The organism is Pantoea sp. EA-12 (assembly GCF_030053355.1).
In the GTDB taxonomy this organism is placed as follows: Bacteria; Pseudomonadota; Gammaproteobacteria; order Enterobacterales; family Enterobacteriaceae; genus Pantoea; species Pantoea vagans_C.
Genome location: NZ_JASGBY010000013.1, coordinates 102,912 through 129,145, shown reverse-complemented (window position 1 = coordinate 129,145; position 26,234 = coordinate 102,912). Strand labels below are relative to the sequence as shown.

The following is a 26,234-nucleotide window of genomic DNA, read 5'->3' as shown; positions in this document are numbered from 1 at the left end:
AGTCGCAATTGAAGAACTGGCGACGCGCAGCGGCATTGAAGACCATGCCGATGATGACGGAAACCCGGGTACGTACGCCGTGGCGCGAATTTTGGCGTCGCTTTCGCCAGCAACATGTGGCGATGATCGCGGGCTTATTTGTGCTGCTGTTAATTGTGGTGGCGTTTATTGCGCCATGGATCGCCCCTTTTGATGCAGAAAACTATTTTGATTACGACCGGCTCAATGAAGGCCCGTCGCTCATGCACTGGTTTGGCGTGGATTCGTTAGGGCGCGACATTTTTAGTCGTGTGCTGGTCGGGACGCGTATTTCATTGATCGCCGGTTTCTTCTCGGTGGCGATCGGGGCATTGATAGGGACGGTACTGGGCCTGCTGGCGGGCTACTACGAAGGCTGGTGGGACCGCATAACCATGCGAATCTGTGATGTGCTGTTCGCTTTTCCTGGCATCCTGCTAGCCATTGCGGTGGTGGCCATTATGGGCAGCGGCATGAGCAACGTGATTGTGGCGGTGGCGATATTCAGTATTCCGGCGTTTGCCCGTCTGGTGCGCGGCAATACCCTGGTGCTGAAACACCAGACCTTTATTGAATCAGCTCGCAGCATTGGCGCATCCGACTGGACCATTATTATGCGTCACATCTTGCCCGGTACGGTGTCCTCCATTGTGGTCTATTTCACCATGCGCATTGGCACGTCCATTATCACCGCAGCGAGCTTGTCGTTTCTTGGGCTGGGTGCTCAGCCACCGACCCCGGAGTGGGGGGCGATGCTCAACGAGGCGCGCGCCGATATGGTGATTGCCCCGCATGTGGCCATATTCCCGAGTCTGGCGATTTTCTTAACCGTGCTGGCGTTTAATCTGCTGGGGGATGGATTGCGCGATGCGCTGGACCCCAAGCTGAAGACGTAAATTTTGGGCGTGTGCGGCGTGTTCTGGGAGGCCTGAAGGCCTCCACTACAATGAAGGCGCGCACATAATCTTGCCGTACAAATAATCGCTGGGGCGTACCTCAGCACGCCACTGCGTAAGATACTGGGCTTAAAACGTTTCCCAGTTCTCGTTACTGTTGCCGCTCACGGCGGGCACCGCACGGACTGGCGCAATCGCAGCAGGCTTCACGATTTTTGGCGCTACGGCGATCGCGGGGCGGGAACCGGTTTTAAAGCGTGCCACGGCGGATGACAGGCTGCTGGCCTGCTGCTCCAGTGATGCGGACGCGTTAGCAGATTCCTGTACCAGCGTGGCGTTTTGCTGCGTAACGCGATCCATCTCATTCACCGCCTGACCAATCTGATCGATCCCACGACTCTGCTCATCAGACGCCGAGGCAATTTCTCCCATAATATCCGTCACACGCGTCACTGCACTGACGATCTCCTGCATGGTATCGCCCGCGCTGCTCACCTGTTGCGAACCTAAATCGACGCGCTGCACCGAATTCTCAATCAGCAGCTTAATCTCTTTCGCCGCTTGTGCGCTGCGTTGTGCCAGGTTACGTACTTCCCCGGCGACCACGGCAAAGCCACGGCCTTGCTCGCCCGCACGTGCCGCTTCGACTGCCGCGTTCAGTGCCAGAATATTGGTCTGGAAAGCAATGCCATCGATCACGCTGGTGATGTCGGCAATTTTTTTGGAGCTGTCGGCGATGGCATGCATGGTCTTCACCACGCCATCCACCACGTTGCCGCCTTTATCCGCTGTTTCTGACGCGGTTTTCGCCAGCAATGAAGCCTGTCGTGCGTTGTCAGCGTTCTGCTTCACGGTTGCGGTTAACTCTTCCATACTGGCCGCCGTCTCTTCCAGCGAGGCGGCTTGTTGCTCGGTGCGGGAAGAGAGATCGTTATTGCCGTTGGCGATATCGCTGGCGCTACCAAAAATGGCATCGGCACTGTCGCGTACATTGTTGATGGTGCTGAGCAGCGCCTGCTGCATATGGCTTAGGCTTGCGGCAATTGATGCCATCTCACTGCGCCCCTCAATTTGCAGGCTAGCGGAGAGATCGCCATCGGCAAAGCGTTCGATTTGCTGCTGCACCTGCTTCATTGGAGCCAGCAAAATTTTGCGCACCAGCAACCACACGGCAATCAGCAACAGCACCACAATCACCGCCATCACGCCCACCATTACCAGCATATGTTGGTAAGTGCTGTCGTTGTCTGCGTTACGTGCGTTAAGCAACTCGACGTTCTGCTCACGCCACTGTTTGTAGGCTGCTTCTAGTTCATCCTGTGCCTGTTGAGCATCCAGTTCACCGTAAGCGGCGTAGTTGTTGGCTTTGAGGAACACGGAGGATTGTTTCAACAGCGCATAATAAGCGGTGAATTTGCTGTCAATGAGCTGGGCAGACGCCTCGCTTTGCCCTGTAACGCGCGGAAAGCTTTTGTACAGGTCGAAGTGTTTCCTGGCTTCATCAAGGGATGCGCCTGCCGAGACTAAAAGCTTGTCGATGGCGGCACGCGACGCGTCATCAGTTTGATTTTTCAGAATACGTATGGCGACGCGGTTAATGATCACACGGGTTTTCACCAGTGTTTGCCAGCCATCGGCCACTTCACGCTGCTGATAAGAGAGTTGATTGCTGGTGGTGAAGTTATGCTGACCGGCGATCAGCGAGGATAAAAACAGCGAGCCAGATATCGCCTGCATCGCAGTGAATACCACCAATATCATCATGATGGCGGTCACAATTTTCATTTTCGTAAACATGGGGTCTCTCTGCACAAAGTAGGCTAATAGTTAGGTTATCGGTGTGAAAGCCGAACGCTTAAGTGCCGAGATGAAATAATTACGCTGTGTGATGATGGCGGTTGGGAGAAATGCAGTGAAACCCTTTGATTACGAACAAGACTTTAACAATATCGATTTCCGACAGCGGCCAGACCTTTATCAGGTGGGACGCGGTGAGCAGGGGGTGTTGATGGTGGAGCCTTACAAAAGTGAAATCCTGCCTTTCTGGCGCTTTCGTACCGTGGAATTGGCGCAGGAGTCCTCGGTGCAAATCATGCAACTGTTTGAAGATTATCGCGCCCAGGACGATTTTGTTGGCATGGACATGGCACGCAAGTTCATTCAGATGGGTTACACCCGCGCACGCCGTTACAGCAATCATAAAGGCGGGCGAAAATATGATGCGGAGGGGAAAGAGCTGCCGCGTACTACGGAAAAAGAAAAGGCCGCTGCGGCGGCCATTTTCAAATCATGCTGGGATCGGATCCGAGCTGATACGGATTATCTGGCGCGCAAACGTGCGCACCAGCAGCAGTACGGTTAAACGCGCGTACCCCACAAATCGTACTCGTCAGCGTGTTCCACTTTCACACGGACCACGTCACCCACTTTGACCTGACGATCGCCATTCAGGTAAACGGCGCCGTCAATCTCAGGGGCATCGGCCATGCTGCGGCCCACTGCGCCTTCTTCATCGACTTCATCGATGATCACCAGCACTTCACGGCCGATTTTCTCCTGCAAACGCTCGCTGGAGATTTTCTGCTGCAGTTGCATAAAGCGGTCGAAACGTTCTTGCTTAATGTCTTCTGGCACTTGATCCGGCAACTGGTTGGCGGTAGCGCCTTCAACTGGGCTGTACTGGAAGCAGCCGACGCGATCCAGACGCGCTTCCTTCAGGAAGTCGAGCAGCATCTGGAAATCTTCCTCGGTTTCACCCGGGAAGCCGACGATAAAGGTCGAACGCAGCGTCAACTCTGGGCAAATTTCACGCCAGCGTTTGATGCGTTCCAGAGTGCGCTCCACTGCGCCAGGGCGCTTCATCAGCTTAAGGATGCGCGGGCTGGCGTGCTGTAACGGAATATCGAGGTAAGGCAGAATTTTACCTTCGGCCATCAACGGGATCACGTCATCCACATGTGGATACGGGTACACGTAGTGCAGACGTACCCAGACGCCAAGCTTAGCCAGTTGCTCACACAGGCTGACCATGCTGGTTTTTACCGGTGATCCATTCCAGAAACCGGTGCGGTGTTTCACGTCCACGCCGTAGGCTGAAGTATCTTGTGAAATCACCAGCAGCTCTTTTACGCCCGCTTCCACCAGACGTTTCGCTTCATCCAGCACGGAACCAATCGGGCGGCTGTCGAGATCGCCACGCATCGATGGGATGATGCAGAAAGTGCAGCGATGGTTGCAGCCTTCAGAAATTTTCAGGTAAGCGTAATGGCGCGGGGTCAGCTTAACACCTTGCTCCGGCACCAGGCTGAGGAACGGGTTATGCTCAGGTTTTGGCACATAGGTGTGAACGTGAGACAACACCTGCTCGTAGCTGTGCGGACCAGTGATCTCCAGCACCTTAGGGTGTACTTCGCGGATCTGATCCACTTTGGCACCCAGGCAGCCGGTGACGATCACTTTGCCGTTTTCGTTCAGTGCTTCGCCAATCGCTTCCAGTGATTCCTGTACGGCGCTATCAATAAATCCGCAGGTGTTAACGATGACGATCTCCGCATCATCGTAGCGTGGCACCACATCGTAGCCCTCGGTACGCAGTTCCGTCAGGATGCGTTCAGAGTCGACGAGGTTTTTTGGACAACCGAGTGAGACGAAGCCCACGCGCGGCGGATTTTTGACATGGCTCATAAGGATAAAAATTCATCATAATTAGTGTGGATAGGGGGGCGATTGTACAGAGGTTGCTGGAGAAAATGTATAGGTAAGATGCAGTGAAAAGCGTCTGAAGGTAAAAATTCTGCGAAGCGTACATTGAGGCCGCCTGGCTAAGGCATTAAGCAGTCAACGAGGTAATTAACCAGAGATAGAGAGCCAATTTTCACAAAAATGAAATATATATACAGGGGCTGAAAAAAAACTCATATGACTTTATTAGTCATGCTGGCGGATAATCAACGTACTGGACCCTGGCTAGCACCCTCAATATAATATTCATCATATTCCTATGTATTATGCATTCATTTTCTTCAATGTAAGGTAACCCTTGTCTGATACTCAGGAGAGAGTGTGTGGATACAGTAGAACAACTCAATGGGACTTACTATTACGCGGGCAAATCGAATCTTAACGCAGGAGAGCTGCTCTTTATGATCTTCTGTGAAAATACCCTTGAGCAATTAGGCTTAGGCGTAACAGATTTTAGCGCAGTGGTTGCTATTATTTCAGGACGAAACAATCTCGGTACGCGCGGAAAATTCGCGAATGCCACGAAAGGGACGTCATATGCCTCCAAGGCTTCCCGTGCAGTGTTTAAGAAAGCGAAATTTCCCTTCGGCATGTCTCTTCCTACATGGGTAGGTGGCTATACTCCCTGGACAGCGCGAAAGATCTATGTGCGCAATATCTCTGCTTTCGTGGGACGTTCAGTGCCGTTATTGGGAATCATCATCCTCGCCGCCGATATTTCTCAAATCATTTATCGAACAGTACGAGACTACAAAGTGATTGCCAGAGAAGAGGATAAATTATGGTGAATACGCTTGAACAAGAAATTTATGACTTCATTCGTCCCTATGCAGGAACGTATTTGTTCAATCACAAAAAAGTTAATCTGACACCTGATACTGACCTCGACTTTGATCTGGATATTGATATTGCAGAACTCGAAGATCTGATGGAAGACTATTTTAAAAAGTTTAAAGTTGATCGTCAGAAGTTCGACATCAATACCTACATCCCTGATGTCCCGCTTTCACTTAATCCCTTTAAAAAAACGGAACCTGTTCCCGTTCCGGACTTCACCATTGGCATGTTAATTGAGTCTGCGAAGGCTGGGCGCTGGTTATACGATTAGTCTGCAGCGTAGCGGCAACTTTGGTATACGCTTAACCAGTGTGCTGGTGATCCGAGTTGTGCAATCCAGCCTGTTTTGCTTAAATGTTGGGTCGGTGACGGTAAGTTATTCTTGTCACTGGAGAATGTTAACTCGCGCTGAAGGCCGTATTTAATGGCCTAAGCAGAAGTGGATAATGTGAGAGCAGACATATGCAAGAGATCGTCAAAGGTTTTCTGAATTTTCAACAGAATGTGTTCCCTGAAAGGAAGGATCTTTTCAAAAGTCTGGCTTCAAACCAGAATCCTAAAGCGCTGTTTATTTCGTGCTCAGACAGCCGTCTGGTGCCCGAATTAGTCACGCAATCTGAGCCCGGTCAACTGTTTGTGATCCGTAATGCCGGTAATATTGTGCCGCCATTTGGTCCTGAACCGGGCGGTGTCTCTGCCACCATTGAATATGCAGTAGTGGCACTGGGCGTGACTGAAATCATTATTTGCGGCCACTCGAATTGCGGTGCCATGAATGCGATTGCGGCTAACGCCGACCTGGAAAGCATGCCTGCGGTCGATCACTGGCTACATTACGCCAATGCGGCAAAAGCCGTGGTGGAAGAGCGCAAGTATGAGTCCGTTGAAACCCGTCTTAACGAGATGGTGAAAGAAAACGTTATTGCTCAGCTGAACAATATCAAAACACACCCTTCCGTGGCGGTAGCGCTGCGTAAAGGCAAAATTCGCCTGCATGGGTGGGTTTATGATATTGAGAGCGGCGGTATTATCGCCCTGACCAAAGGCGGTGAATCGTTTATCTCACTTTCAGATAATCCAGAGACCTGCTTCGAGTAATCCTGCAAACCACCTGCTCTGCGGGTGGTTTTCTTCACATCCTGCGAATTTATCCCGCTAAAGCGCAGCGTGCGCTCTACACTTGAGAAGCGTTTACCTCTTATAAGGGCTTTCTCATGCGATTTCGTCTTTATATTCCTGCTTTAACGCTGGCAATGCTGGCCGTGGGTTGTACCTCTCATGTTGCCGATAAACAGCAATTCTCTGGGTTCCTTGGCGATTACAGCCAGTTAAAACCGGCGCAATCGCCCAGTGGAAAGCCGACGCTACGCTGGATAGCACCGGATTACCACAGCGCGGATTATACCAATGTGGTGTTTGAACCGGTGGTTTATTATCCCGCCGCGCGCCCTACCGAGCGAATCAGCCAGCAGACTCTCGATCAGATTCGCCAGTACACTGACGCCCAACTAAAAAAAGCGGTGTCAGAACGTAAACCTGTGGTGGGCAAGACAGGTGCGCATACCCTGCGTGTGAAGAGCGCAATCACGGCGGTGAGTGCTGAAAACGAAGGGGTGCAGTTCTACGAAGTGGTACCGATTGCTGCTGTGGTGGCCAGCACCATGGCGGCCACCGGGCACAGAACTCAAAACAGTGCGCTGTTCCTGGAAGTGGAAGCGGTGGATGCCCAAACCGGGAAACCGATGATTAAGGTGGTGCGCAAGGCGTTTGGTAAGTCACTGCCTAATAACAGCACCCCAATCACCCTCAATGACTTACGCCCCGGCATCGACGAGATGGTGCGCGATGTTGTAGCTTTCTCAGCTCCTTAATCCTGCAGCCCGACATCGCGTCGGGCTTAATGTTTTGTAAATCCTGCACATCTTTTCTTACTGACTGACTACCCTTGATCGCAAACCGTGATAAAGGAGCATTCCATGCGTTTACTGCCCGTTGCGCTACTGCTTGGCGTATTCAGTTACCCCTCATTCACTTTGGCCGCAGAGGTCCAGGTTCAGGTGTTGCAGGATAAGCTCGACCACCCTTGGTCGGTGGCGTTTCTGCCTGACAATCAAACCTTGCTGATTACAGAACGTTCCGGGCAACTGCGCAGTTGGCAACCGGGCACCGGGTTATCGCAGCCCATCAGCGGGGTGCCGAAAGTCTGGGCCAATCGTCAGGGTGGATTACTGGATGTGGTGCTGGCGCCCGATTTCGCCCAAAGCCGTCGCGTGTGGCTCAGTTACACCACGGCAAATGCTGAAGGGCGTGCCGGCGGTGTGGTGGGGTACGGGCGGCTCAGCGACGATAACCGTCAGCTAAACGGCTTCAAAGTGTTGCTGGAGCAAACGCCTAAACTCTCCAGCGGTGCCAATATCGGCACGCGCCTGGCGTTTGATCATCAGGGATATCTCTATATCGCTTTTGGTGACAACTTTGCCAGTAGCAGTGCCCAACAGCTGGATAAGCTCTCTGGAAAAATCGTGCGTCTGACGCAGAATGGTGAGATCCCGCCCGATAACCCCTTTGTGCATCGCAAAGACGCACGCCCAGAGATTTGGTCTTATGGCATGCGCAATCCACAGGGGTTAGCGTTCAATCCGTGGACGCAGCAAATGTGGGAGAGTGAGCACGGTCCACGTGGCGGCGATGAGGTGAATCTGCCAGAGAAAGGCAAAAATTACGGCTGGCCATTGGCCACCTACGGTATCGATTACAGCGGTCAGAAGGTGCCAGAAGCCCAGGGAACCCATGTCGCGGGGACTGAACAACCGCTGTTTTGGTGGAAAGTGTCTCCGGCCATCAGCGGCATGGCGTTCTACAACAGCGCACGTTTCCCGCAATGGAAGAATTCGCTGTTCATTGGTGCTTTAAAAGAGAAAAGCTTAATCCGCCTGCGGGTGAATGGTGAGAAAGTGTTCGAGGAACAGCGCTTGTTGCAGGATCGTGGTGAACGCATCCGCGATGTCCGCCAGGGGCCAGACGGTTTTCTCTATTTGCTAACGGATGAGGCTAACGGAAAACTGTTAAAAGTGGGGCTGGCAGACGCGGCCAACCCCTCTCGCGGTTAACTTAGCGCACCCAGTTGCACACTTCCCAGCCGCGCTGCTGTGCTTCCTGCTGCAACTGCGCATTAGGGTTAATCACCCAGGCATGATCGGCGTGGGCCAGCAGCGGTAGATCATTCATCGAATCGCTGTAGGCCCAGGTACGCTCAAAGCGTTGATCTTGCTGCAAGGCTTTCCAGTCACTCAGACGTGTGACCTTGCCTTCACGATAGGTCGCCGTGCCATAGATCTGGCCACTGTAGCGTTGGTCCACGACCTCAACACCAATGGCAAGGGCCCCATGTACACCAAGACGCTGTGCAATCGGAACGGCCAGATGGTCGCCACTGGCCGTAATGATCATTACGGTATCGCCGCGCTGCTGGTGCCAGTCAATGCGTTCGCGTGCGGCAGGGAAAACACGGGGTAAAATGTCGCGATGGATAAAACGACGCACCCAGCCCTCAACGGTGAGGGTCGCCATACCGGCGAGAGGGGAAAGAGTGGTGCTCATATATTCTTCAATTGAAAGGGTGCCGGCGTGATATTTTTCCATCAGAGCCTGCTCTTGCAAAATGACTGCTTCGGGTGCGAATCCCTGTGAAACCAGCCAGCGCAGCCAGAGGCTGGTACTGTCTTCACAAATCAGGGTTTCGTCCAGATCGAAAACGGCTAAGTCCATCGTGGTTCTCCTCGGGCTGACTGGTATCAGGGTAGCGGAATTTTGTGACTGGCTTAACCGTTCTGCGAAAAATCGGAATTTCTCGCATTTTTTCATCTTGTGCAATAGATCAAAAGTGGCAGCACTGCGGCGTTGGTGCCAGGGTTACTCTAATAAACTCTAAAAAACTTTACGATTGGACGGTTTTGTTCGCAGGGGGTTAGCGTGTAGCTTTTATTAAGACATGTCTTACCCGCACCAAAACCATGATTTAACAAGGACAATCTGGTCACGCTCATGAGAAAAAACTCCGTCACTTCTGCCTTGCGGCCGCTGGCTGCCACTTCATTATTAGTGCTTTTCCTCCCGTTCACCACTCAGGCTGAACAGGCGCCTGCTGCTCCACAGATTGAAGCCAAAGCCTGGATTTTAATGGACTATAACAGTGGGAAAGTGCTGGCAGAGTCCAATGCCGATCAACGCCTCGATCCCGCCAGCCTGACCAAAATGATGACCAGTTATGTGGTCGGACAGGCACTGAAAGCGGGCAAGATACATAATGATGACCTGGTGACCATTGGTCAGGATGCGTGGGCGACCGGCAATCCAAAACTGCGCGGCTCATCGCTGATGTTCCTTAAGCCGGGGGACCGCATTCCGGTTTCGGAACTGAATAAAGGCGTGGTGATTCAGTCAGGTAATGATGCCTGTATCGCACTGGCCGATTATGTTGCAGGCAGCCAGGACTCGTTTATCGGCCTGATGAACAACTACGTGAAAGCCTTTGGACTGCAAAACACCCATTTCATGACTGTGCACGGTCTTGATGCGGAAGGGCAATACAGCACCGCTCGTGACATGGCCATCATTGGTCAGCGTCTGATCAGTGACGTGCCGGAAGAGTATGCGCTCAACAGCGAAAAAGAGTTCACCTTTAACCATATCAAGCAGATGAACCGCAACCGCCTGCTGTGGAGCAGTAATCTGAAGGTAGATGGTATCAAAACCGGGCACACTTCTGGCGCAGGTAACAATCTGGTGGCCTCCGCAGTAGATGGTGACATGCGACTGATTTCAGTGGTGCTGGGCACGCAAACCGATGCGATTCGTTTTCGTGAGAGCGAGAAACTGCTGACATGGGGCTTCCGTTTCTATGAAACGGTGACGCCAATCAAAGCTGATAAGCCGTTTGCCCAACAGCGTGTCTGGTTTGGCGACCACAGCCAGGTCAATCTGGGAGTCGCTAAGGATGCGGCAATCACTGTGCCGAAAGGCCAAATGAAAAACCTCAAGGCAAGCTTTACCCTGAATTCGCCGCAACTGGAGGCACCGCTGCAGAAGAATCAGGTGGTGGGCACTATCGATTTCCAGTTGGATGGCAAAACGATTGACCAGCGTCCGTTGGTGGTGATGGAGGATGTGCCCGAGGGTGGCTTTATTGGCCGCATTTGGGACTTCATCATGATGAAATTCAACGGCTGGTTTGGTAAGTGGTTGAATTGATACTTGGGCGGCGCATTTGCGCCGCCTGCTGCATTATCCGCGTACCCAGCCTTTCTTAATCGGCATTGAAAAGAGTGCGCGATACACCTGATGCGTAAAGGCCAGCATGCGTTCACCGTATAGCTGCCACGCCATGTGCGACGCCAGACAAGCCAGCAGACCTACCAGGAATCCACCCAGCATATCCATCGGCCAGTGAACGCCCAGATAGACGCGTGACCAGGCAATCGCACTGCCCACCGCCAACAAAATCACGCCCGACCACAGGCGATGCCAGAAGATAAACGCCAGCGCAAAGGTGAAGATAGTGGTGCCGTGGTCACTGGGGTAAGAGTCATCGGCGGCGTGTGCCAGGAACTGATGACCAAGGCCGATAGCGAAGGGGCGCGGATGCGGCAGCAGTTGTCCCACACACCATGAAATACTCAGTGCGTAGATCAGCGCCATACCGGTTTTTAACACCAGCGCACGCTGTGACTGAACCTGATCGCGCGGTCCCCACAACCAGAGCGCAACAATCAGTAATGGCACAATCGCAATCACATCTTTCGCGATAAAAGTGGCCAGATGAATCAACCACTGCGGCGAATCCGCGGTGGCGTTAATCCATAAAAAAATCGTGTGGTTAAGTGCTTCCATCACGTTTCATCACCCTCGTTCTGTTTACCCAAAAAGAAACACCAGCAAAAATCAGCACCTGGCTCAGCCATACCCACCAGCCTGCCCACAGGTTGTGTGAGAAGAAGTGGGCACCGCGCATCACCTGGCCATAACCCATCAACAGGCCAATTGTGCCACCTGCGCACAGCGCCAACAGCGCGCGGCGGGGACGTTCAGGCCACCACAGGAAAAACAGCGCCATCATGGCAAAACCACTGGAGGCATGTCCGCCAGGGAAACATTGGCCCGGCCCGCTATTGGCGGGCACGGCATCCAGCAACGCGAAGGTGGCAGCTTTACCGCCGAACATCGCCAGATCCCATGGGCATGAATGTGCGCTGTGCGCCTTCAGAACACCTACCACCAGCGGCCCCAAGCCAAACAGCAGGGCCACCAGCACGCGACGCCCATCGCGCTTCTGTAGTCCGCGTAATAGCAGCAGTACCGCGCCGATAATGATCACATCTTTGAACAAACGATGATTTATCAGGTCCAGCCAGCGGTTGTGCTGCCACGGAAACGTCTGTGTCAGCGGATCAAACCACATCCTGGTGATGGCGATATCCAGGCTTTCGTGGCGTGACCACCACAAGAACACCAGTGCAAAAATTGCCAGCAAAATAAAGTTGATAGCGTAAAAGCGCCCAGACAAACAATAAATAGTCTGGCTCTTAATCTTATCGCGGGTTGTTGGAGTGTTTAACTTTGATGAAAGTTGCATGAAGGTTTGAAAATAGCGAAATCAGAGCGGCAGGGTCGCAATTTACGCTTAGGAGAACCTTAAGCGGCAGGAATAGCAGGCATAAAAAAACCCGCAAGTCAGTGACCGGCGGGCTCCTCAATTTGGGGATTTCAAAGAAAAGCAGTGGCACTTATTCAGACTGCGCCCCAAATAGAAAGTTCTGAACGGGGTAAAAAAAATTTTAAAAAGGCAAAAGCGGCCAAATTATCACAATCAGGGTGCCGGCGAGCGTCAGCAAAACGTTAGCAATGGCATAAGTTCCTGCATAGCCTAGTGCCGGAATGCTACTGCGGGCGGTATCACTGATGATCTCCATTGCCGGTGCACAGGTACGGGCACCCATGATGGCGCCGAACAACAGCGCACGGTTCATTTTCAACACATAGGCGCCAAACAAATAGCACACCACCACCGGTATTAAACTGACCAGCAAGCCGCTTAACAGCATCAGTGCACCTGCGCTGCCTAGTCCATGTTGCAAGCCGCTGCCAGCACTCAGGCCGACACCCGCCATAAACACCATCAGACCAAACTCTTTCACCATGGTGAGTGCACCCTGAGGGATATAACCAAAGGTAGGGTGGTTAGCACGCAGGAAACCCAGCATGATCCCGGCGAACAGCAAACCGGCGGCGTTGCCGATGCCAAAGCTGAAGTTGCTGAACTGGAAGGTAATCATGCCGATCATCAATCCGATAATAAAGAACGCGCAGAATGCCAGCAGATCGGTCATCTGACTGTGGATTGCGATAAAGCCAATGCGGTCTGCCAGGCTTTTTACGCGTCGCGCTTCACCACTGACCTGCAACACATCGCCTTTATTGAGCATGATGCTGTCATCAATGGGCATCTCAATCTGGCTGCGGATTACGCGGTTGAGGAAGCAACCGTGGTCAGTGAGTTTCAGGTGGCTAAGGCGCTTATTCACCGCATTGTGGTTTTTCACCACGATCTCTTCGGTGACGATACGCATGTCGAGTAGATCGCGATCGAACACTTCTTTGCCGTTGCGGAAGCTGGGATCGAGGCGAGCGTGTGCGTCAGGATAGCCCACCAGGGAAATGTCATCGCCCAGTTGCAGCATCGCGTCACCATCGGGACTGGCGAGAATACCATTACGGCGCAGGCGTTCGATGTAACAGCCGGTCTGGCGGTGAATGCCCAGTTCGCGCAGATTTTTGCCGCCGCTCCATTCCACCAGCTCCGGCCCCACGCGGTAGGCGCGAATCACCGGCAGGAACACTTTGCGCTGGCTGTCGGCATCAAGGCCTCGTTCACGCGCGATCTGTTGCGCACAGGTCGGTAAATCCTGATGCTGCAGGCGTGGAAGATAGCGCGCACCAAAAATCAGGCTGACCAAACCAATCAGATAGGTCAGGGCGTAACCGAGACTCAGATTATCCTGCATCGTGCTCAACTGATGGCCGTCGCTGATGCTTTGTCGCAGTGTGTCACCCGCGCCAACCAGCACCGGCGTTGACGTCATGGAGCCGGCCAGCATGCCCGCTGTCAGCCCAATATCCCAACCGAACAGTTTACCCAGCCCTAAGGCTATCAGGAGTGCACTGACCACCATCACAATGGCGAGAAAGAAGTAATTTTTACCGTCGCGGAAAAAGATTGAGAAAAAGTTTGGCCCCGCTTCGACACCGACACAAAAAATAAACAACATAAAGCCGAGGCTTAATGCATCGGTATTTATCGCAAAGTGTTGTTGGCCTAAAATCAAAGAAACAACGAGTACACCAATGGAATTACCGAGTTGGACAGAACCCAGGCGTAATTTACCCAGACACAGCCCAAGGGCTAAGACGACAAATAATAACAGAACGTCATTTCCGCTTAACAATTCTGCGACGTTAATGTTCACGCTTTAACTTCTTCTTTACCAGTAACGAGTTGATGAATGGGCCTTTTTTCGCTATCTTGTGGCGACCGCAAGTGTCCTTGTCGCCAGGAAGGTGCAGGCCATAAATGACAGCGGCGTCATTCTAATCATAATTAACTCCCTCAGCTATCAGCCATTTCATTCCTTAGGGCCGTTGCTGTTTATTTTTATTTCCACTTTTACGCATCAGGGCAGTAAACGTTTCAATATTGTTAACGTCAAAGTTGAGGATGGTTATGTTGCAGCGCAATAATCGCTGGCCAGCATCGGTTTTGGGCATGATGCTTTATACGCTGGTGTTTATTTTTGCACATCATTTTTGGGCCGCTGCGGCGGAACAAGCCGTGCGTGGACAACCTGAGTTATTGCTGTTTTTATTGCCAGGCATGCTGATGGCTGTGATGCAGCCAGACAGCCCGCTGATCGGGACGCTGTGGGTCGCGTTGGGCGGCTCATTGTTGGGGTTAGCGTGGGTGTGGTTCACCGTGACGCAAATGCACAGTTGGCTGCTGGTGGTGGCGTGGAGTTTGAGTGCGTTGTTCTGGGCGGGGTGCGGCGCTTTGGTGGTGCGACTACTGCGGATAATGCTGGCGATGCGGGCTGAGTAATATGTTGGATTTGTGGCGAGAGGCGGCCTAAAAGCCGCCCCGATAACGCGCCCGATCAATCAGGCTTCAACACCCAGATTTTCTTTGGTCCAGGCAGCAAATTCGGTGTAGCCACCGATATGCTGATCGTCGAGGAAAATCTGCGGCACGGTGGTAACCGGTTTGCCCGCACGCGCTTCCAGGTCGGCTTTAGTAATACCGGTGGTCTGAATATCGACGTACTGATAGTTAAAATCGTCGCGCTCACTGGTTAGCTTGGTGGCTAACTCTTTGGCACGTACGCAGTATGGGCAGCTTTCACGGCCAAAAATCACTGCAATCATTGCTTCTCTCCTTCCGCTGCTGTTTTGTGACCAGTTTCACATTACAGCGTGAATAATAGCATTCATCATGCCCGCCCATCCTGCTTAAGCAAAGAAGAAATTGCCTGTTAATCTAATGGCCGCAAACTATATCCGCCATACTTCACCCTCATGATGCGAAGTATTCGGATCTAGCATGCGACTGACAAATTGAGTCACTGAGGGATTCACCTATGCGTAATCTGGCGACTTTGCCCAAACCGATATTGCTACTGGAAGTGCTGGGCGTTCTTTCGGTGATTGGCGCGCTGCTGTTGGTCAACGACTGGGTCAGCGCCCCAGCGTTTATGGCGAAAAACTCGTTGGCTACGCTATTGTTTTTCCTTGGCATTGCGCTGATGCTGCCCGCAGCATGGCTGATGATGTGGCGAACGGCGAAAGCCATGGCGCCGCAGTTGTTTAATCAAACTCACAAAAAGAAGTAACCGGAGAGGATTATGACGCCGACGATTGATTTACTATGCAGCCACCGTTCCATTCGCGCCTTTACTGAGCAAGGTATAGATGATGCCCAGCGCAGCGCGATCATTGCTGCAGCACAAGCGGCCTCTACCTCCAGTTTTTTACAGTGCTCTTCCATTATTCGCATCACGGATAAGGCCATGCGTGAACAGCTGGTGCAGCTGACCGGCGGACAGCCTTGGGTCAGTGCTGCAGCGGAGTTTTGGGTATTCTGCGCCGACTTTAATCGCCATCAGCAAATTTGCCCCGATGCGCATCTCGGCCGCGCCGAGCAGCTACTGCTGGGCTGCGTCGATACCGCGCTGATGGCGCAAAATGCCATGGTAGCGGCCGAATCGTTGGGCCTGGGGGGGGTGTTTATTGGCGGCATCCGTAACAACATTGCTCAAGTCACCGAATTGCTGGGACTGCCTCAATTTGTATTGCCCCTGTTTGGTTTCTGTATTGGCCATCCTGCGTCAGCGCCGGATGTGAAACCGCGTATGCCGCAAGCTATGCTGGTGCATGAAAATCGTTATCAGGCTGTCGATAAAAACCTACTGGCTGATTACGATAATCAAATTACGGCCTATTATCAGCAGCGCGACAGCAACCAGCGTTCCGAAACCTGGAGCGAACTGATTCAGCGCTTGATTATTAAAGAAACGCGGCCATTTATGCTGGATTATCTGCATCAGCAAGGCTGGGCGACACGCTAAGCACAAGGAACTCAGCAATGAAGATGGCCATTCTTACCCGCGATGGATCGCTGTATTCGTGCAAACGCCTGCGGGATGCTGCGGAAGAGCGTGGTCATCAGGTGCAGATGATCGATCCGCTCTCCTGCTATATGAACATCAACTCCGATTCATCGGCTGTGCATTATCGGGGTGAACCGCTGGGCCATTTTGACGCGGTCATCCCGCGTATCGGCACTGCCACCACCTTCTATGGCACGGCTGTGCTACGTCAGTTCGAAATGTTGGGCAGTTATCCCTTGAACGAGTCGGTGGCGATTACCCGCGCCCGCGATAAATTACGCTCACTGCAGTTGCTGGCACGTGAAGGCATTGATATGCCAATCACCGGATTTGCTTCCTCGCCGGACGATACGCAAGATCTCATCGCCATGGTGGGTGGGGCGCCGCTAGTGGTCAAGCTGGTGGAAGGGACGCAGGGTATTGGTGTGGTACTGGCGGAAACGCGTCAGGCTGCCGAAAGCGTGATTGATGCCTTTCGTGGTCTGAACGCCCATATCCTGGTGCAGGAGTTCATCAAAGAAGCACAAGGGCGCGATATTCGTTGTCTGGTGATTGGCGATCGGGTGGTGGCCGCCATTGAACGTGAAGCCAAAGAGGGGGATTTCCGCTCTAATCTGCATCGCGGTGGCAAAGCGCATGCAGTGACCATTACCGACAAGGAGCGTGAGATTGCGGTGAAAGCCGCGTCAACGCTGGGTCTGGAGATCGCTGGCGTTGATATCTTACGTGCGCATCGCGGGCCGCTGGTGATGGAAGTCAATGCGTCGCCCGGTCTCGAAGGTATTGAGGGCAACACCGGTTTAGATATCGCCACCATGATGATTGAATGGGTTGAACAACACGCCTGCCCCGGCTATCGTCTTAAAACGGGCGGCTGAGCCCGCTTTTACGCGGTTTTCGTGGCAACAGCATGACTTTTTCCGTAAGCTAAGGCGCTTATTTCTTCACCCCACAGGACATAACGATGGATTCACTGGTCGTTCCTGACATCGACATGCTGCGTCGCTGGCTGGATCAACAAAATATCACCTGGTTCGAATGCGATGCCTGCCAGGCACTGCATCTGCCGCACATGCAGAATTTTGACGGGGTGTTTGATGCAAAAATCGACCTGGTGGACGACGTCATCCTTTTCTCCGCACTGGCTGAAGTGAAGCCCACGGCGCTTATCCCGTTGGTTGGCGATTTGTCGCAAATCAACGCCAGTTCATTAACGGTGAAAGCCTTTATCGATATTCAGGACGATAATCTGCCCAAGCTGATTGTCTGCCAGTCCATCAGTACCACCGCTGGTTTGACCTTTGGCCAGTTCTCTCACTTTATGAAGCAGAGTGAAGAGGGGATTTCCATGGTGATTATGGAAGCCTTTGCCAACAATTTACTGATGATGGGCGAAGAAGAGGAACGTCAACCCAGTTCCGGCAGCCACGCGATGCTGCACTAAGATTTCCCGTCTCGCTAACTGCCGCTTTTTGCGGCAGTTTTCATTTTATCCCCACCACTTTTTATTCTGCATTTTGCCCTTTATTGCCAGATATTAGTCGTGCTTTATGCCGCTAGTGCCAAACCCCATAGCAGAAACATGCATAAGATATCGCAAAAAGGCGTTTTTTACGCTGGGCTCTGGCACGCATGAAGCTGTGGGGCTATTCTTGCGGGGCTGCCTGAGACGTGCAACCTCAGCACAAACATAGGTTTTTGCTATTAAACTCCCGCTGAATATTGATTCATTCTATGCGTCTAATTCGACAATAAACGCAACGTCAGGATCGCGTGTATGCAGCGTTGTGATGACCCGCTAAGGAGGATGTAAAACATGATCAACCAACGTAAAAAATGGTTGCCAGGTGTGGTTGCAGGTGTGCTGATGGCTGCGGCCGTGGGTGCTCAGGCAGAGGATAAAACGCTGCACGTATATAACTGGTCCGATTATATCTCGGCCGATACTGTGCCTAATTTCGAAAAGCAGACCGGTATTAAAGTGGTCTACGACGTGTTTGACTCCAATGAAGTACTGGAAGGTAAGCTGATGGCGGGCTCAACCGGTTACGACGTTGTGGTGCCTTCTTCGAGCTTCCTTGCGCGTCAGTTGCAGTCAGGTGTTTTCCAGGAGCTGGATAAGAGCAAACTGCCTAACTACAAAAACCTCGATCCTGACCTGATGGCGAAAGTCGCGCAGCATGATCCAGGTAACAAATATGCGATTCCTTATCTGTGGGGCACCACCGGTATCGGCTACAACATTGATAAAGTGAAAGCCGCGCTGGGCACCGATGCACCACTCAACAGCTGGGATCTGGTCCTGAAGCCAGAAAACCTGGAAAAACTGAAAAGCTGTGGCGTCTCCTTCCTGGATGCACCGGAAGAGATTTTCGCTACCGTGTTGAATTACCTCGGCAAAGATCCGAACAGCTCTGATGCCAAAGATTACACCGGCGCTGCCACCGATCTGCTGCTGAAACTGCGTCCGAACATCCGTTACTTCCACTCGTCTCAGTACATTAACGACCTGGCGAATGGCAACATCTGCGTGGCGATCGGCTGGTCTGGCGATATCCTGCAGGCAAAAGATCGTGCAGAAAAAGCCAACAACGGCGTGCACCTGGGGTACAGCGTGCCGAAAGAGGGTGCCTTGGCCTTCTTCGATATGATGGCGATTCCGAAAGATGCGAAGAATCTGGATGAAGCTTATCAGTGGCTGAACTACATCATGGATCCAAAAGTGATTGCTGATGTCTCCAACAAGATGAACTATGCCAACGGCAACAAGGCATCACTGCCGCTGATCAACGCCGATGTGCGTAACAACCCAGGCATCTTCCCAACGCCTGATGCCATGGCGAAGTTGTTTGTGCTGAAAGTCCAAGATCCAAAACTGGATCGTGCGCGTACCCGTGCGTGGACTAAAGTTAAAAGTGGTAAGTAATTCGTTGTAAATGGATTCATTTACTTGTAGACGACAACAGAGGCGCGGTGATGGCCTCTGTTGTGCCATTTTAGCGGCTGGCTGTGCCGCGCTACACCGCTTAGCGCCGGAGAAATGTTAGTGAACGACGCGATTCCCCGCCCCCCAAATAAAACGGCTAAGGCGTTAACGCCGCTGCTGGAAATTCGCAACCTGACCAAATCTTTTGACGGCCAGCACGCCGTGGATGATGTCAGCCTGACCATTTATAAAGGTGAAATTTTTGCCCTGCTGGGTGCCTCCGGCTGTGGTAAATCCACCTTGCTGCGCATGCTGGCAGGCTTTGAGCCACCGACCAGTGGACAGATTGTGCTCGACGGCCAGGACATGTCCCACGTTCCGCCGTATCAACGCCCCATCAATATGATGTTTCAGTCGTATGCTTTGTTCCCCCACATGACGGTGGAGCAGAACATTGCCTTTGGTCTGAAGCAGGATAAATTGCCGAAAGGTGAAATCAGCAGCCGTGTTGAAGAGATGCTGACGCTGGTGCATATGCAGGAGTTTGCCAAGCGCAAGCCACACCAGCTCTCTGGCGGCCAACGCCAGCGCGTGGCACTGGCACGTAGTCTGGCGAAACGTCCTAAGCTGCTGCTGCTCGATGAGCCGATGGGCGCACTGGATAAGAAACTGCGTGACCGCATGCAGCACGAAGTGGTGGATATTCTGGAGCGTGTGGGAGCCACCTGTGTGATGGTGACGCACGATCAGGAAGAAGCCATGACCATGGCCGGGCGCATCGCCATCATGAACCGCGGTAAGTTCGTGCAGATTGGTGAGCCGGAAGAGATTTACGAGCATCCAACCAGCCGCTACAGCGCCGAATTTATTGGTTCGGTCAATGTGTTTGAAGGCCTGCTGCGTGAACGTGGTGAGGACGGCGTGGTGATAGATGCGCCAGGTTTGGTGCATCCACTGAAAGTTCAGACCGATGTCTCTATCGTTGATAACGTGCCGGTACACGTTGCACTGCGTCCTGAGAAAGTGATGCTGTGTGAAGAGGTGCCGGCTGACGGCTGCAATTTCGCGGTGGGTGAAGTGGTGCATATCGCTTATCTCGGCGACCTCTCCATCTACCACGTTCGCCTGCGCAGCGGTCAGATGATCAGTGCACAGCTGCAGAATGCACATCGCTACCGCAAAGGTGCGCCGACATGGGGCGATGAAGTACGCCTGTGCTGGGATGCCGATAGCTGTGTGGTTCTGACGGTTTAAGGAGGCGTAATGAGCCAGATTTCTCAACGCCGCGAACCCGAAGTTGTCGGCACGCCGCTGCAACGCTGGGGCACGCGCATCAAAATGCTGCATGGCCGCAAGCTGGTGATCGCACTGCCATATCTGTGGCTGATCCTGCTGTTCCTGTTGCCCTTCCTGATTGTGCTGAAGATCAGTTTTGCTGATATTGCGCGTGCGATCCCGCCGTACACCGATTTGGTGACCTGGGCGGACGATCAGCTCAATCTGGTGCTGAACCTTGGCAACTACATTACGCTGACCGACGACCCGCTGTATGCCGAAGCCTATTTGACTTCGCTAAAAGTGGCAGCGATTTCCACCGTGATCTGTTTGCTGATTGGTTATCCGCTGGCGTGGGCGGTAGCTCACAGTAAGCCCTCGATGCGCACCATTCTGCTGTTGCTGGTGATTCTGCCGTCATGGACTTCGTTCCTGGTGCGCGTCTATGCGTGGATGGGGCTGCTCAACAACAACGGTATTCTTAACCGCTTCCTGATGTGGTTGGGGGTGATCGATCATCCGCTGGTGATCCTTTACACCAACACGGCGGTGTATATCGGTATCGTTTACTGTTACTTGCCGTTTATGGTGCTGCCAATCTACACCGCGCTGACCCGTATCGATTACTCGCTGGTGGAAGCCTCGCTGGATCTTGGCGCGCGCCCGTTGAAGACCTTTTTCAGCGTGATTGTGCCACTGACCAAAGGCGGCATTATTGCCGGTTCGATGTTGGTGTTTATCCCGGCGGTGGGGGAGTACGTGATCCCTGAGCTGCTTGGTGGGCCAGACAGCATCATGATTGGCCGCATCTTGTGGCAGGAGTTCTTCAACAACCGTGACTGGCCGGTGGCCTCTGCTTTGGCGGTGATCATTCTGTTGATACTGATCTTGCCGATTATCTGGTTCCACAAGCACCAAAACCGTGAGTTAGGAGAGAAGGAATGAATCAGTTACCGACCATTCGCTCTCCGTGGCGCACCGCGATTTTGGTGGTGTGCTTCCTGTTCCTCTACGCGCCAATGCTGCTACTGGTGGTGTATTCCTTTAACAGCTCGCAGTTGGTTACCGTGTGGGAAAGCTTCTCTTTCCACTGGTACAAAGTGCTGTTCCAGGACAGCGCGATGCTGGATGCGGTGGGCCTCAGTCTGACCATTGCTGCACTGTCTGCCACCATGGCGGTGGTGCTGGGTACCATGGCGGCGGTGATTATCGTGCGCTTTGGTCGCTTCCGTGGGCACAGTGGCTTTGCATTTATGTTGACTGCACCGCTGGTGATGCCAGATGTGATCACCGGTTTGTCACTGCTGCTGCTGTTTGTGGCCATGGGCAACACCTTTGGCTGGCCGAGCGATCGCGGCATGCTCACCATTTGGTTGGCGCACGTGACCTTCTGTACCGCTTATGTGGCGGTGGTGATCAACTCGCGTCTGCGTGAGCTGGACCGCTCGATTGAAGAGGCGGCGATGGACCTGGGTGCAACACCGCTCAAAGTGTTCTTCGTGATTACCGTACCGATGATCGCGCCCGCAATTGTCACCGGTTGGCTGTTGGCCTTTACCCTGTCGCTTGACGATTTGGTTATCGCCAGCTTTGTCACGGGGCCAGGTGCGACGACGTTGCCAATGGCGATTTTTGCCACCGTACGTCGTGGCGTCAACCCAGAGATCAATGCGCTGGCTTCGCTGATTTTGTTTGTCGTCGGCCTGGTTGGATTTATCGCCTGGCGCTTTATGGCACACGAAGAAAAGCAGCGTTTACGCGATATTCAGAAAGCCAGACGTGGCTGAAAGCCGTAACATTTGCCACACTAAGCAAGGCTGGTGTTACCAGCCTTTTCTTATGGAGTCTGGTCAATGTCGGAAACGCTAAAAAACACCGTTTTAACGTCAGCACCTGTTGCGGTCATGGTCGCAGGTATCGCGATCATTGCCACACGCTGTCTTAGCGTGCTGATGCTCGCCAACGAACTGGGCTACGACGAAATCGCTAATTTTGTCCATCGCAGTGCGCAAGCCTGGGACTCCACGCTGATTTTTATCGCCAGCCAGCTCATCTTCTTATTTGAACTGCGGTGCGCCTTTACCCTGATGCGCGGCAGTAATCGTGGTCGCTGGGGCTATGTCGCGACACAAGTCATTGTTCTGGCGTATATGCTGATGGCTTCCGTGGGCTGGATTTATCCGGAAATCTTCAGCATTTCCGGAGAGACCAATGCGCAGATCGTTCATCATACCTTGCTGCAGAAAGTGCCGGATTTGATGGTACTGCTGCTGCTGTTTGTCCCGGCCAGCAGCCGCGCTTTTTTCCGTGGCCGGTGATACAATCTGCCCCCGATTTTTCTCCCGATTCTGAATACAGGCCTCTCCATGCATTGCGCGCTTTATGATGCCGGTCGCTGTCGCTCATGCCAGTGGCTGGAAAAACCCTATCCGCAACAGCTCAGTGACAAACAGTCGCTGCTTGAGCAGTTGCTGCAACAGATGCCGGTGGCGGAGTATCTCCCGCCGGTGACGTCTGCGCAGCAGGGGTTTCGTAATAAAGCCAAAATGGTGGTGAGTGGCAGCGTTGAGCGCCCCATTCTGGGGATGGTAGCGCGCGAGGGCGAGCCGGTTGACCTCTGTGGTTGTCCGCTCTATCCCGCCAGCTTCACGCCTGTGTTTGAAGTACTCAAGCCTTTTATCGCGCGTGCCGGTTTAACCCCGTATAACGTGGCGCGTAAACGCGGTGAACTAAAGTTCCTGCTGCTGACAGAGAGCTCACAAGGCGGGATGATGCTGCGTTTTGTGCTTCGTTCCACCAGCAAGCTGGCGCAGTTGCGCGCTGCGCTGCCCTGGCTCCAGCAGCAGTTGCCGCAGCTGAAGGTGATCTCTGCCAACATCCAGCCGGTACATATGGCGATTTTAGAGGGCGATGAAGAGATAGCGTTAACGCCCGAGCAGGCGCTGCCAGAGATGTTTAATCAGGTGCCGCTGTATATCCGCCCGCAGAGCTTCTTCCAGACCAACCCGCAGGTTGCCGCGACTCTGTACGCCACCGCGCGTGAGTGGGTCGCTCAACTGCCCATCACCAGCATGTGGGATCTGTTTTGTGGCGTGGGCGGGTTCGGTTTGCACTGTGCGACACCGGAGATGCAGCTTACTGGCATCGAGATCAATGCCGAAGCCATTACCTGCGCACGGCAATCCGCGAAGCAATTAGGGCTGGAGAAAGTGAGCTTTGCGGCACTGGATTCCACGCAATTTGCCACCTCGCGCGCGCAGGTGCCGCAATTGGTGCTGGTCAATCCACCGCGCCGCGGGATTGGGGCAGAATTGTGTGATTATCTCAGCCAGATGGCTCCGGACTACATTCTCTATTCAAGTTGTAACCCGAGCAGCATGGCGCAGGATATTGCACGGCTGGCGGATTATGACGTCACCCGCGTGCAGTTGTTTGATATGTTCCCGCACACTGCGCATTTTGAAGTGCTGACGTTACTGATTAAGAAGGGTGGAACAGCGTAGCGGCCGTCTGGACTGAGGACGTGCAGAACCTGCCAGATGGCGCACTACGCCGTTCCATAATGCTTATTCAGGGAACCACTTCTGGTTGATCTGCTGCCAGGTGCCGTTGTTTTTTAATGCCTCAAGCGCGGTATTCAACTCTTTTAATAAGGGGTCATTCCCTTTGCGTACTGCAATGCCCAGTCCGGTGCCAAAATATTCGGTATCCGTGATGTGCTCACCAACGGTACTGAGATCGTCATTGGCTTTCAGCCACTGATTAACCACCGCGCTGTCGCCAAAAACGCCATTCAGGCGACCATTTTTCAAATCCAGGATCGCATTCTGGTAGCTGTCATAGGCCACGGCGATCACTTCTGGATGCTTCTCCAGCAGATATTTCTGGTGCGTGGTGCCGTTTTCCACACCGACACGTTTGCCTTTCAGCTGGCTGAAATCGGTAAACTGGCCTTTATGGGCAATGACAATCGCGGAGTTGGCGTAATAAGGTTGGGTAAAATCAACCTGCTTACTGCGTTCGGCGGTGATATCCATGCCAGAAATCACCGCATCATAGCGACGGAATTTCAGTGAAGGGATTAGGCTATCAAAGGCGTTGTTAGTGAAGGTGCATTCCGCTTTCATCTGCTGGCATAGCGCTTTAGCCAGATCGATATCAAAACCCTCTAACTGATTTTCATTGTTGAGCGATTCGAACGGCGGGTAAGTTGCAGAAGCGGCGAAGCGGATTTTTTCTGCCGCATAAGCATTCATTGTCAGTGTTGCCAGTGCCGCGGCAACAATCCATTTTTTCATTATGTGACTCCTGTAAACCATGCCAGAGATTGAACGGTTAACACGATGCCAGTTAATGAATTTATATGCAATAAATATGATTAAAAAATTACACTGGAATGAGTGGGAATGGTAACGGCGTGATAAATCACGCCGTTACGGATCAGTTCCGCTGTTCAAACGCCAGCGCGCGCTTCTCAATCAACCGCATCATCAAGGTCAGCAAGCCATTGACCACCAGATAAATCAAGCCAGCGGCGGCGTAGACGGTGATGTCATAGGTACGGCCATACAGCAGTTGCCCATGTCCCATCACTTCCATCAGCGTGATGGTATACGCCAGAGAAGTACTCTTAAACACCAATACCACTTCATTGGAATATGAGGAGAGGGCGCGCTTGAAGGCATAAGGCAGTAAAATGCGCAGGGTATCCTTACGATTCATGCCCAATGCCGCACAAGATTGCCATTGGCCGGACGGAATCGCCTTTACCGCGCCGTAAAACAGCTGCGTGGTGTAAGCCGCACTGTTTAACGAGAGCGCCAGCAGCGCACACAGCCAGGGCTGTGAAAGCAGATGCCACAGCCATGGTACATTCTGAATGCTCGGAAACTGGCCCGGGCCGTAGTAAATCAGGAAGATCTGCACCAGCAGCGGTGTGCCGGTAAACACCGTGATATAGCCTTTCACCCAGGCATTCATGACCGGCACTTTCAATGCCAGCACAATGGTGCATAACACTGACAGCACCAACGCAGCGATTAACGATGCCACAGTAAGCGTCAGGCTGGTGTGCAGCCCTTTTAGCAGTTCGGGTAAATAATCCAGCATGGTCAGGCCCCCCGCTCAAAACGCGTGGTGCGCGATTCAATACGGCGCAATACCGCCTGACTGAACAGCGTAATGATCAGGTAGATGGCCGCCGCCGCCAGATACCAGGTAAAAGGCTCTTGGGTGCGCGTGGCAATACTTTTGGTTTGTAGCATGATGTCATTGACACTGATCAGTGACACCAGCGCGGTATCTTTCAGCAACACCAGCCACTGATTACCAAGGCCTGGCAGTGCGTGACGCCACATTTGCGGCATAATCAGGCGGAAGAAAATCGCCGACTTCTTCATGCCCAATGCCTGGCCTGATTCCCATTGTCCAACCGGGACGGCTTTCAGCGCACCGCGCAGGGTTTGGGAAGCGTAAGCGGAATAGAGCATCGCCAGCGCAATCACCCCGCACAGGAAGGGGCTGACATCAAAGTTCTCAATCTGCACTTGTACAGGAATGCTGAACAAACCGAGATTAATGTGGAAACCATCAGATAGCGTCAATAAGAGCTGAGACGCGCCAAAATAGATAAACAGCACCACCAGAATTTCCGGCAAACCGCGAATCAGGGTCACCAACAGGGTGCCGATCCACGCCAGCGGTTTCCAGCGCACCATCTCCCAGCCAGCAAAGATCATCGCCAGCACAAGGCCGGCGATCAATGCACAAACAGCAAGGCCGACGGTCATGCCGGCGGCGCTTGCGAGTGGAATGAGTTCATTCATCAGG

The 26,234-nt window shown here is 52.9% G+C and carries 29 protein-coding genes; 19 read left to right on the top strand and 10 right to left on the bottom strand.

Going from position 1 to position 26,234, the window contains the following annotated elements; all coding sequences use genetic code 11:
* Positions 1-8 precede the first annotated feature (8 nt).
* Complete coding sequence (gene gsiD, locus QMZ30_RS18925) at positions 9-914, top strand: glutathione ABC transporter permease GsiD (protein WP_283228573.1); 906 nt, start codon at positions 9-11, stop codon at positions 912-914.
* A 129-nt stretch (positions 915-1,043) separates the two neighbouring features.
* Here gsiD and QMZ30_RS18920 read toward each other — a convergent pair whose 3' ends face one another.
* Positions 1,044-2,711 (bottom strand): methyl-accepting chemotaxis protein, encoded by a 1,668-nt coding sequence (locus QMZ30_RS18920; protein ID WP_283228572.1) that lies wholly within the window; start codon positions 2,709-2,711, stop codon positions 1,044-1,046.
* 115 nt (positions 2,712-2,826) lie between these two features.
* On the opposite strand from QMZ30_RS18920, the gene QMZ30_RS18915 reads away from it, so the two are divergent.
* Positions 2,827-3,276: a DUF4385 domain-containing protein gene (locus tag QMZ30_RS18915; RefSeq protein WP_283228571.1), complete on the top strand. Its 450-nt coding sequence runs from the start codon at positions 2,827-2,829 to the stop codon at positions 3,274-3,276.
* On the opposite strand, the gene rimO is transcribed toward QMZ30_RS18915, so the two are convergent.
* Positions 3,273-4,598, bottom strand: a complete 1,326-nt coding sequence (gene rimO, locus QMZ30_RS18910) for a 30S ribosomal protein S12 methylthiotransferase RimO (RefSeq protein WP_283228570.1) — start codon at positions 4,596-4,598, stop codon at positions 3,273-3,275. The two genes, QMZ30_RS18915 and rimO, sit on opposite strands and share 4 nt — an antisense overlap.
* Before the next feature lie 380 nt (positions 4,599-4,978).
* Between rimO and QMZ30_RS18905 the strand changes: the two genes are divergently transcribed.
* The 5 genes from QMZ30_RS18905 to QMZ30_RS18885 all read left to right on the top strand — a co-directional run bounded on the left by QMZ30_RS18905 (position 4,979) and on the right by QMZ30_RS18885 (position 8,602).
* Positions 4,979-5,443, top strand: a complete 465-nt coding sequence (locus QMZ30_RS18905; protein ID WP_283228569.1) for an STM2901 family protein — start codon at positions 4,979-4,981, stop codon at positions 5,441-5,443.
* Complete coding sequence (locus QMZ30_RS18900; RefSeq protein ID WP_283228568.1) at positions 5,437-5,763, top strand: DUF1493 family protein; 327 nt, start codon at positions 5,437-5,439, stop codon at positions 5,761-5,763. The genes QMZ30_RS18905 and QMZ30_RS18900 overlap by 7 nt, the downstream gene beginning before the upstream one ends.
* Positions 5,764-5,954: 191 nt before the next feature.
* Complete coding sequence (locus QMZ30_RS18895; RefSeq protein WP_058973369.1) at positions 5,955-6,590, top strand: carbonic anhydrase; 636 nt, start codon at positions 5,955-5,957, stop codon at positions 6,588-6,590.
* Positions 6,591-6,706: 116 nt separating this feature from the next.
* Positions 6,707-7,363, top strand: coding sequence for a DUF3313 domain-containing protein (locus tag QMZ30_RS18890; RefSeq protein ID WP_283228567.1), 657 nt, complete (start codon positions 6,707-6,709; stop codon positions 7,361-7,363).
* A 105-nt stretch (positions 7,364-7,468) separates the two neighbouring features.
* A complete protein-coding gene (locus QMZ30_RS18885; RefSeq protein WP_283228566.1) occupies positions 7,469-8,602 on the top strand; it encodes a PQQ-dependent sugar dehydrogenase in 1,134 nt (377 codons plus the stop codon).
* Position 8,603: 1 nt separating this feature from the next.
* Here QMZ30_RS18885 and QMZ30_RS18880 read toward each other — a convergent pair whose 3' ends face one another.
* Positions 8,604-9,260 (bottom strand): HAD family hydrolase, encoded by a 657-nt coding sequence (locus QMZ30_RS18880; protein ID WP_283228565.1) that lies wholly within the window; start codon positions 9,258-9,260, stop codon positions 8,604-8,606.
* Positions 9,261-9,536: 276 nt separating this feature from the next.
* On the opposite strand from QMZ30_RS18880, the gene QMZ30_RS18875 reads away from it, so the two are divergent.
* On the top strand, positions 9,537-10,742 hold the full coding sequence (locus QMZ30_RS18875) for a serine hydrolase (protein ID WP_283228564.1): 1,206 nt from the start codon (positions 9,537-9,539) through the stop codon (positions 10,740-10,742).
* A gap of 33 nt (positions 10,743-10,775) precedes the next feature.
* On the opposite strand, the gene ybjG is transcribed toward QMZ30_RS18875, so the two are convergent.
* From ybjG to QMZ30_RS18860, 3 genes are all read right to left on the bottom strand, one after another.
* Positions 10,776-11,381 carry an undecaprenyl-diphosphate phosphatase gene (gene ybjG / locus QMZ30_RS18870; RefSeq protein ID WP_283228563.1) on the bottom strand — a complete coding sequence of 202 codons (606 nt, stop codon included), beginning with the start codon at positions 11,379-11,381 and terminating at the stop codon, positions 10,776-10,778.
* On the bottom strand, positions 11,368-12,123 hold the full coding sequence (locus tag QMZ30_RS18865) for a phosphatase PAP2 family protein (protein WP_283228562.1): 756 nt from the start codon (positions 12,121-12,123) through the stop codon (positions 11,368-11,370). The genes ybjG and QMZ30_RS18865 overlap by 14 nt, the downstream gene beginning before the upstream one ends.
* 202 nt (positions 12,124-12,325) lie before the next feature.
* Positions 12,326-14,014, bottom strand: coding sequence for an aspartate:alanine antiporter (locus QMZ30_RS18860; protein WP_283228561.1), 1,689 nt, complete (start codon positions 14,012-14,014; stop codon positions 12,326-12,328).
* Between the two features lie 254 nt (positions 14,015-14,268).
* Here QMZ30_RS18860 and ybjM point away from each other — a divergent pair, with 254 nt between their 5' ends.
* Positions 14,269-14,640, top strand: coding sequence for an inner membrane protein YbjM (ybjM, locus tag QMZ30_RS18855; RefSeq protein ID WP_283228560.1), 372 nt, complete (start codon positions 14,269-14,271; stop codon positions 14,638-14,640).
* A gap of 59 nt (positions 14,641-14,699) precedes the next feature.
* Here ybjM and QMZ30_RS18850 read toward each other — a convergent pair whose 3' ends face one another.
* On the bottom strand, positions 14,700-14,963 hold the full coding sequence (locus tag QMZ30_RS18850) for a GrxA family glutaredoxin (protein WP_039336371.1): 264 nt from the start codon (positions 14,961-14,963) through the stop codon (positions 14,700-14,702).
* Between the two features lie 212 nt (positions 14,964-15,175).
* Here QMZ30_RS18850 and QMZ30_RS18845 point away from each other — a divergent pair, with 212 nt between their 5' ends.
* The 10 genes from QMZ30_RS18845 to rlmC all read left to right on the top strand — a co-directional run bounded on the left by QMZ30_RS18845 (position 15,176) and on the right by rlmC (position 23,908).
* The gene (locus QMZ30_RS18845) at positions 15,176-15,427 is read left to right on the top strand and encodes a DUF1418 family protein (RefSeq protein ID WP_039336368.1); all 252 of its coding nucleotides are present in this window, start codon (positions 15,176-15,178) and stop codon (positions 15,425-15,427) included.
* 12 nt (positions 15,428-15,439) lie between these two features.
* Positions 15,440-16,162, top strand: a complete 723-nt coding sequence (nfsA, locus tag QMZ30_RS18840) for an oxygen-insensitive NADPH nitroreductase (RefSeq protein ID WP_283228559.1) — start codon at positions 15,440-15,442, stop codon at positions 16,160-16,162.
* 17 nt (positions 16,163-16,179) lie between these two features.
* On the top strand, positions 16,180-17,082 hold the full coding sequence (gene rimK, locus QMZ30_RS18835) for a 30S ribosomal protein S6--L-glutamate ligase (protein ID WP_039336363.1): 903 nt from the start codon (positions 16,180-16,182) through the stop codon (positions 17,080-17,082).
* Between the two features lie 86 nt (positions 17,083-17,168).
* Positions 17,169-17,648, top strand: coding sequence for a YbjN domain-containing protein (locus QMZ30_RS18830; RefSeq protein ID WP_039336361.1), 480 nt, complete (start codon positions 17,169-17,171; stop codon positions 17,646-17,648).
* Positions 17,649-18,020: 372 nt separating this feature from the next.
* A complete protein-coding gene (gene potF, locus QMZ30_RS18825) occupies positions 18,021-19,130 on the top strand; it encodes a spermidine/putrescine ABC transporter substrate-binding protein PotF (RefSeq protein ID WP_058973362.1) in 1,110 nt (369 codons plus the stop codon).
* A gap of 120 nt (positions 19,131-19,250) precedes the next feature.
* The gene (potG, locus tag QMZ30_RS18820; protein WP_153011468.1) at positions 19,251-20,384 is read left to right on the top strand and encodes a putrescine ABC transporter ATP-binding subunit PotG; all 1,134 of its coding nucleotides are present in this window, start codon (positions 19,251-19,253) and stop codon (positions 20,382-20,384) included.
* Positions 20,385-20,393: 9 nt separating this feature from the next.
* Entirely contained in the window at positions 20,394-21,350 is a 957-nt protein-coding gene (gene potH / locus QMZ30_RS18815; protein WP_039332209.1) for a putrescine ABC transporter permease PotH, read from the top strand.
* Positions 21,347-22,192: a putrescine ABC transporter permease PotI gene (gene potI, locus QMZ30_RS18810; protein WP_039332211.1), complete on the top strand. Its 846-nt coding sequence runs from the start codon at positions 21,347-21,349 to the stop codon at positions 22,190-22,192. Before potH ends, potI begins: the two co-directional genes overlap by 4 nt.
* A 66-nt stretch (positions 22,193-22,258) precedes the next feature.
* Entirely contained in the window at positions 22,259-22,723 is a 465-nt protein-coding gene (locus tag QMZ30_RS18805) for a YbjO family protein (protein ID WP_283228557.1), read from the top strand.
* Between the two features lie 48 nt (positions 22,724-22,771).
* Complete coding sequence (rlmC, locus tag QMZ30_RS18800; RefSeq protein ID WP_283228556.1) at positions 22,772-23,908, top strand: 23S rRNA (uracil(747)-C(5))-methyltransferase RlmC; 1,137 nt, start codon at positions 22,772-22,774, stop codon at positions 23,906-23,908.
* Positions 23,909-23,971: 63 nt separating this feature from the next.
* On the opposite strand, the gene artJ is transcribed toward rlmC, so the two are convergent.
* From artJ to artQ, 3 genes are all read right to left on the bottom strand, one after another.
* Complete coding sequence (gene artJ, locus QMZ30_RS18795) at positions 23,972-24,703, bottom strand: arginine ABC transporter substrate-binding protein (protein WP_283228555.1); 732 nt, start codon at positions 24,701-24,703, stop codon at positions 23,972-23,974.
* A 142-nt stretch (positions 24,704-24,845) separates the two neighbouring features.
* A complete protein-coding gene (gene artM / locus QMZ30_RS18790) occupies positions 24,846-25,514 on the bottom strand; it encodes an arginine ABC transporter permease ArtM (RefSeq protein ID WP_283228554.1) in 669 nt (222 codons plus the stop codon).
* 2 nt (positions 25,515-25,516) lie between these two features.
* Positions 25,517-26,230 (bottom strand): arginine ABC transporter permease ArtQ, encoded by a 714-nt coding sequence (artQ, locus tag QMZ30_RS18785; RefSeq protein ID WP_283228553.1) that lies wholly within the window; start codon positions 26,228-26,230, stop codon positions 25,517-25,519.
* Between the last annotated feature and the right edge of the window lie 4 nt (positions 26,231-26,234).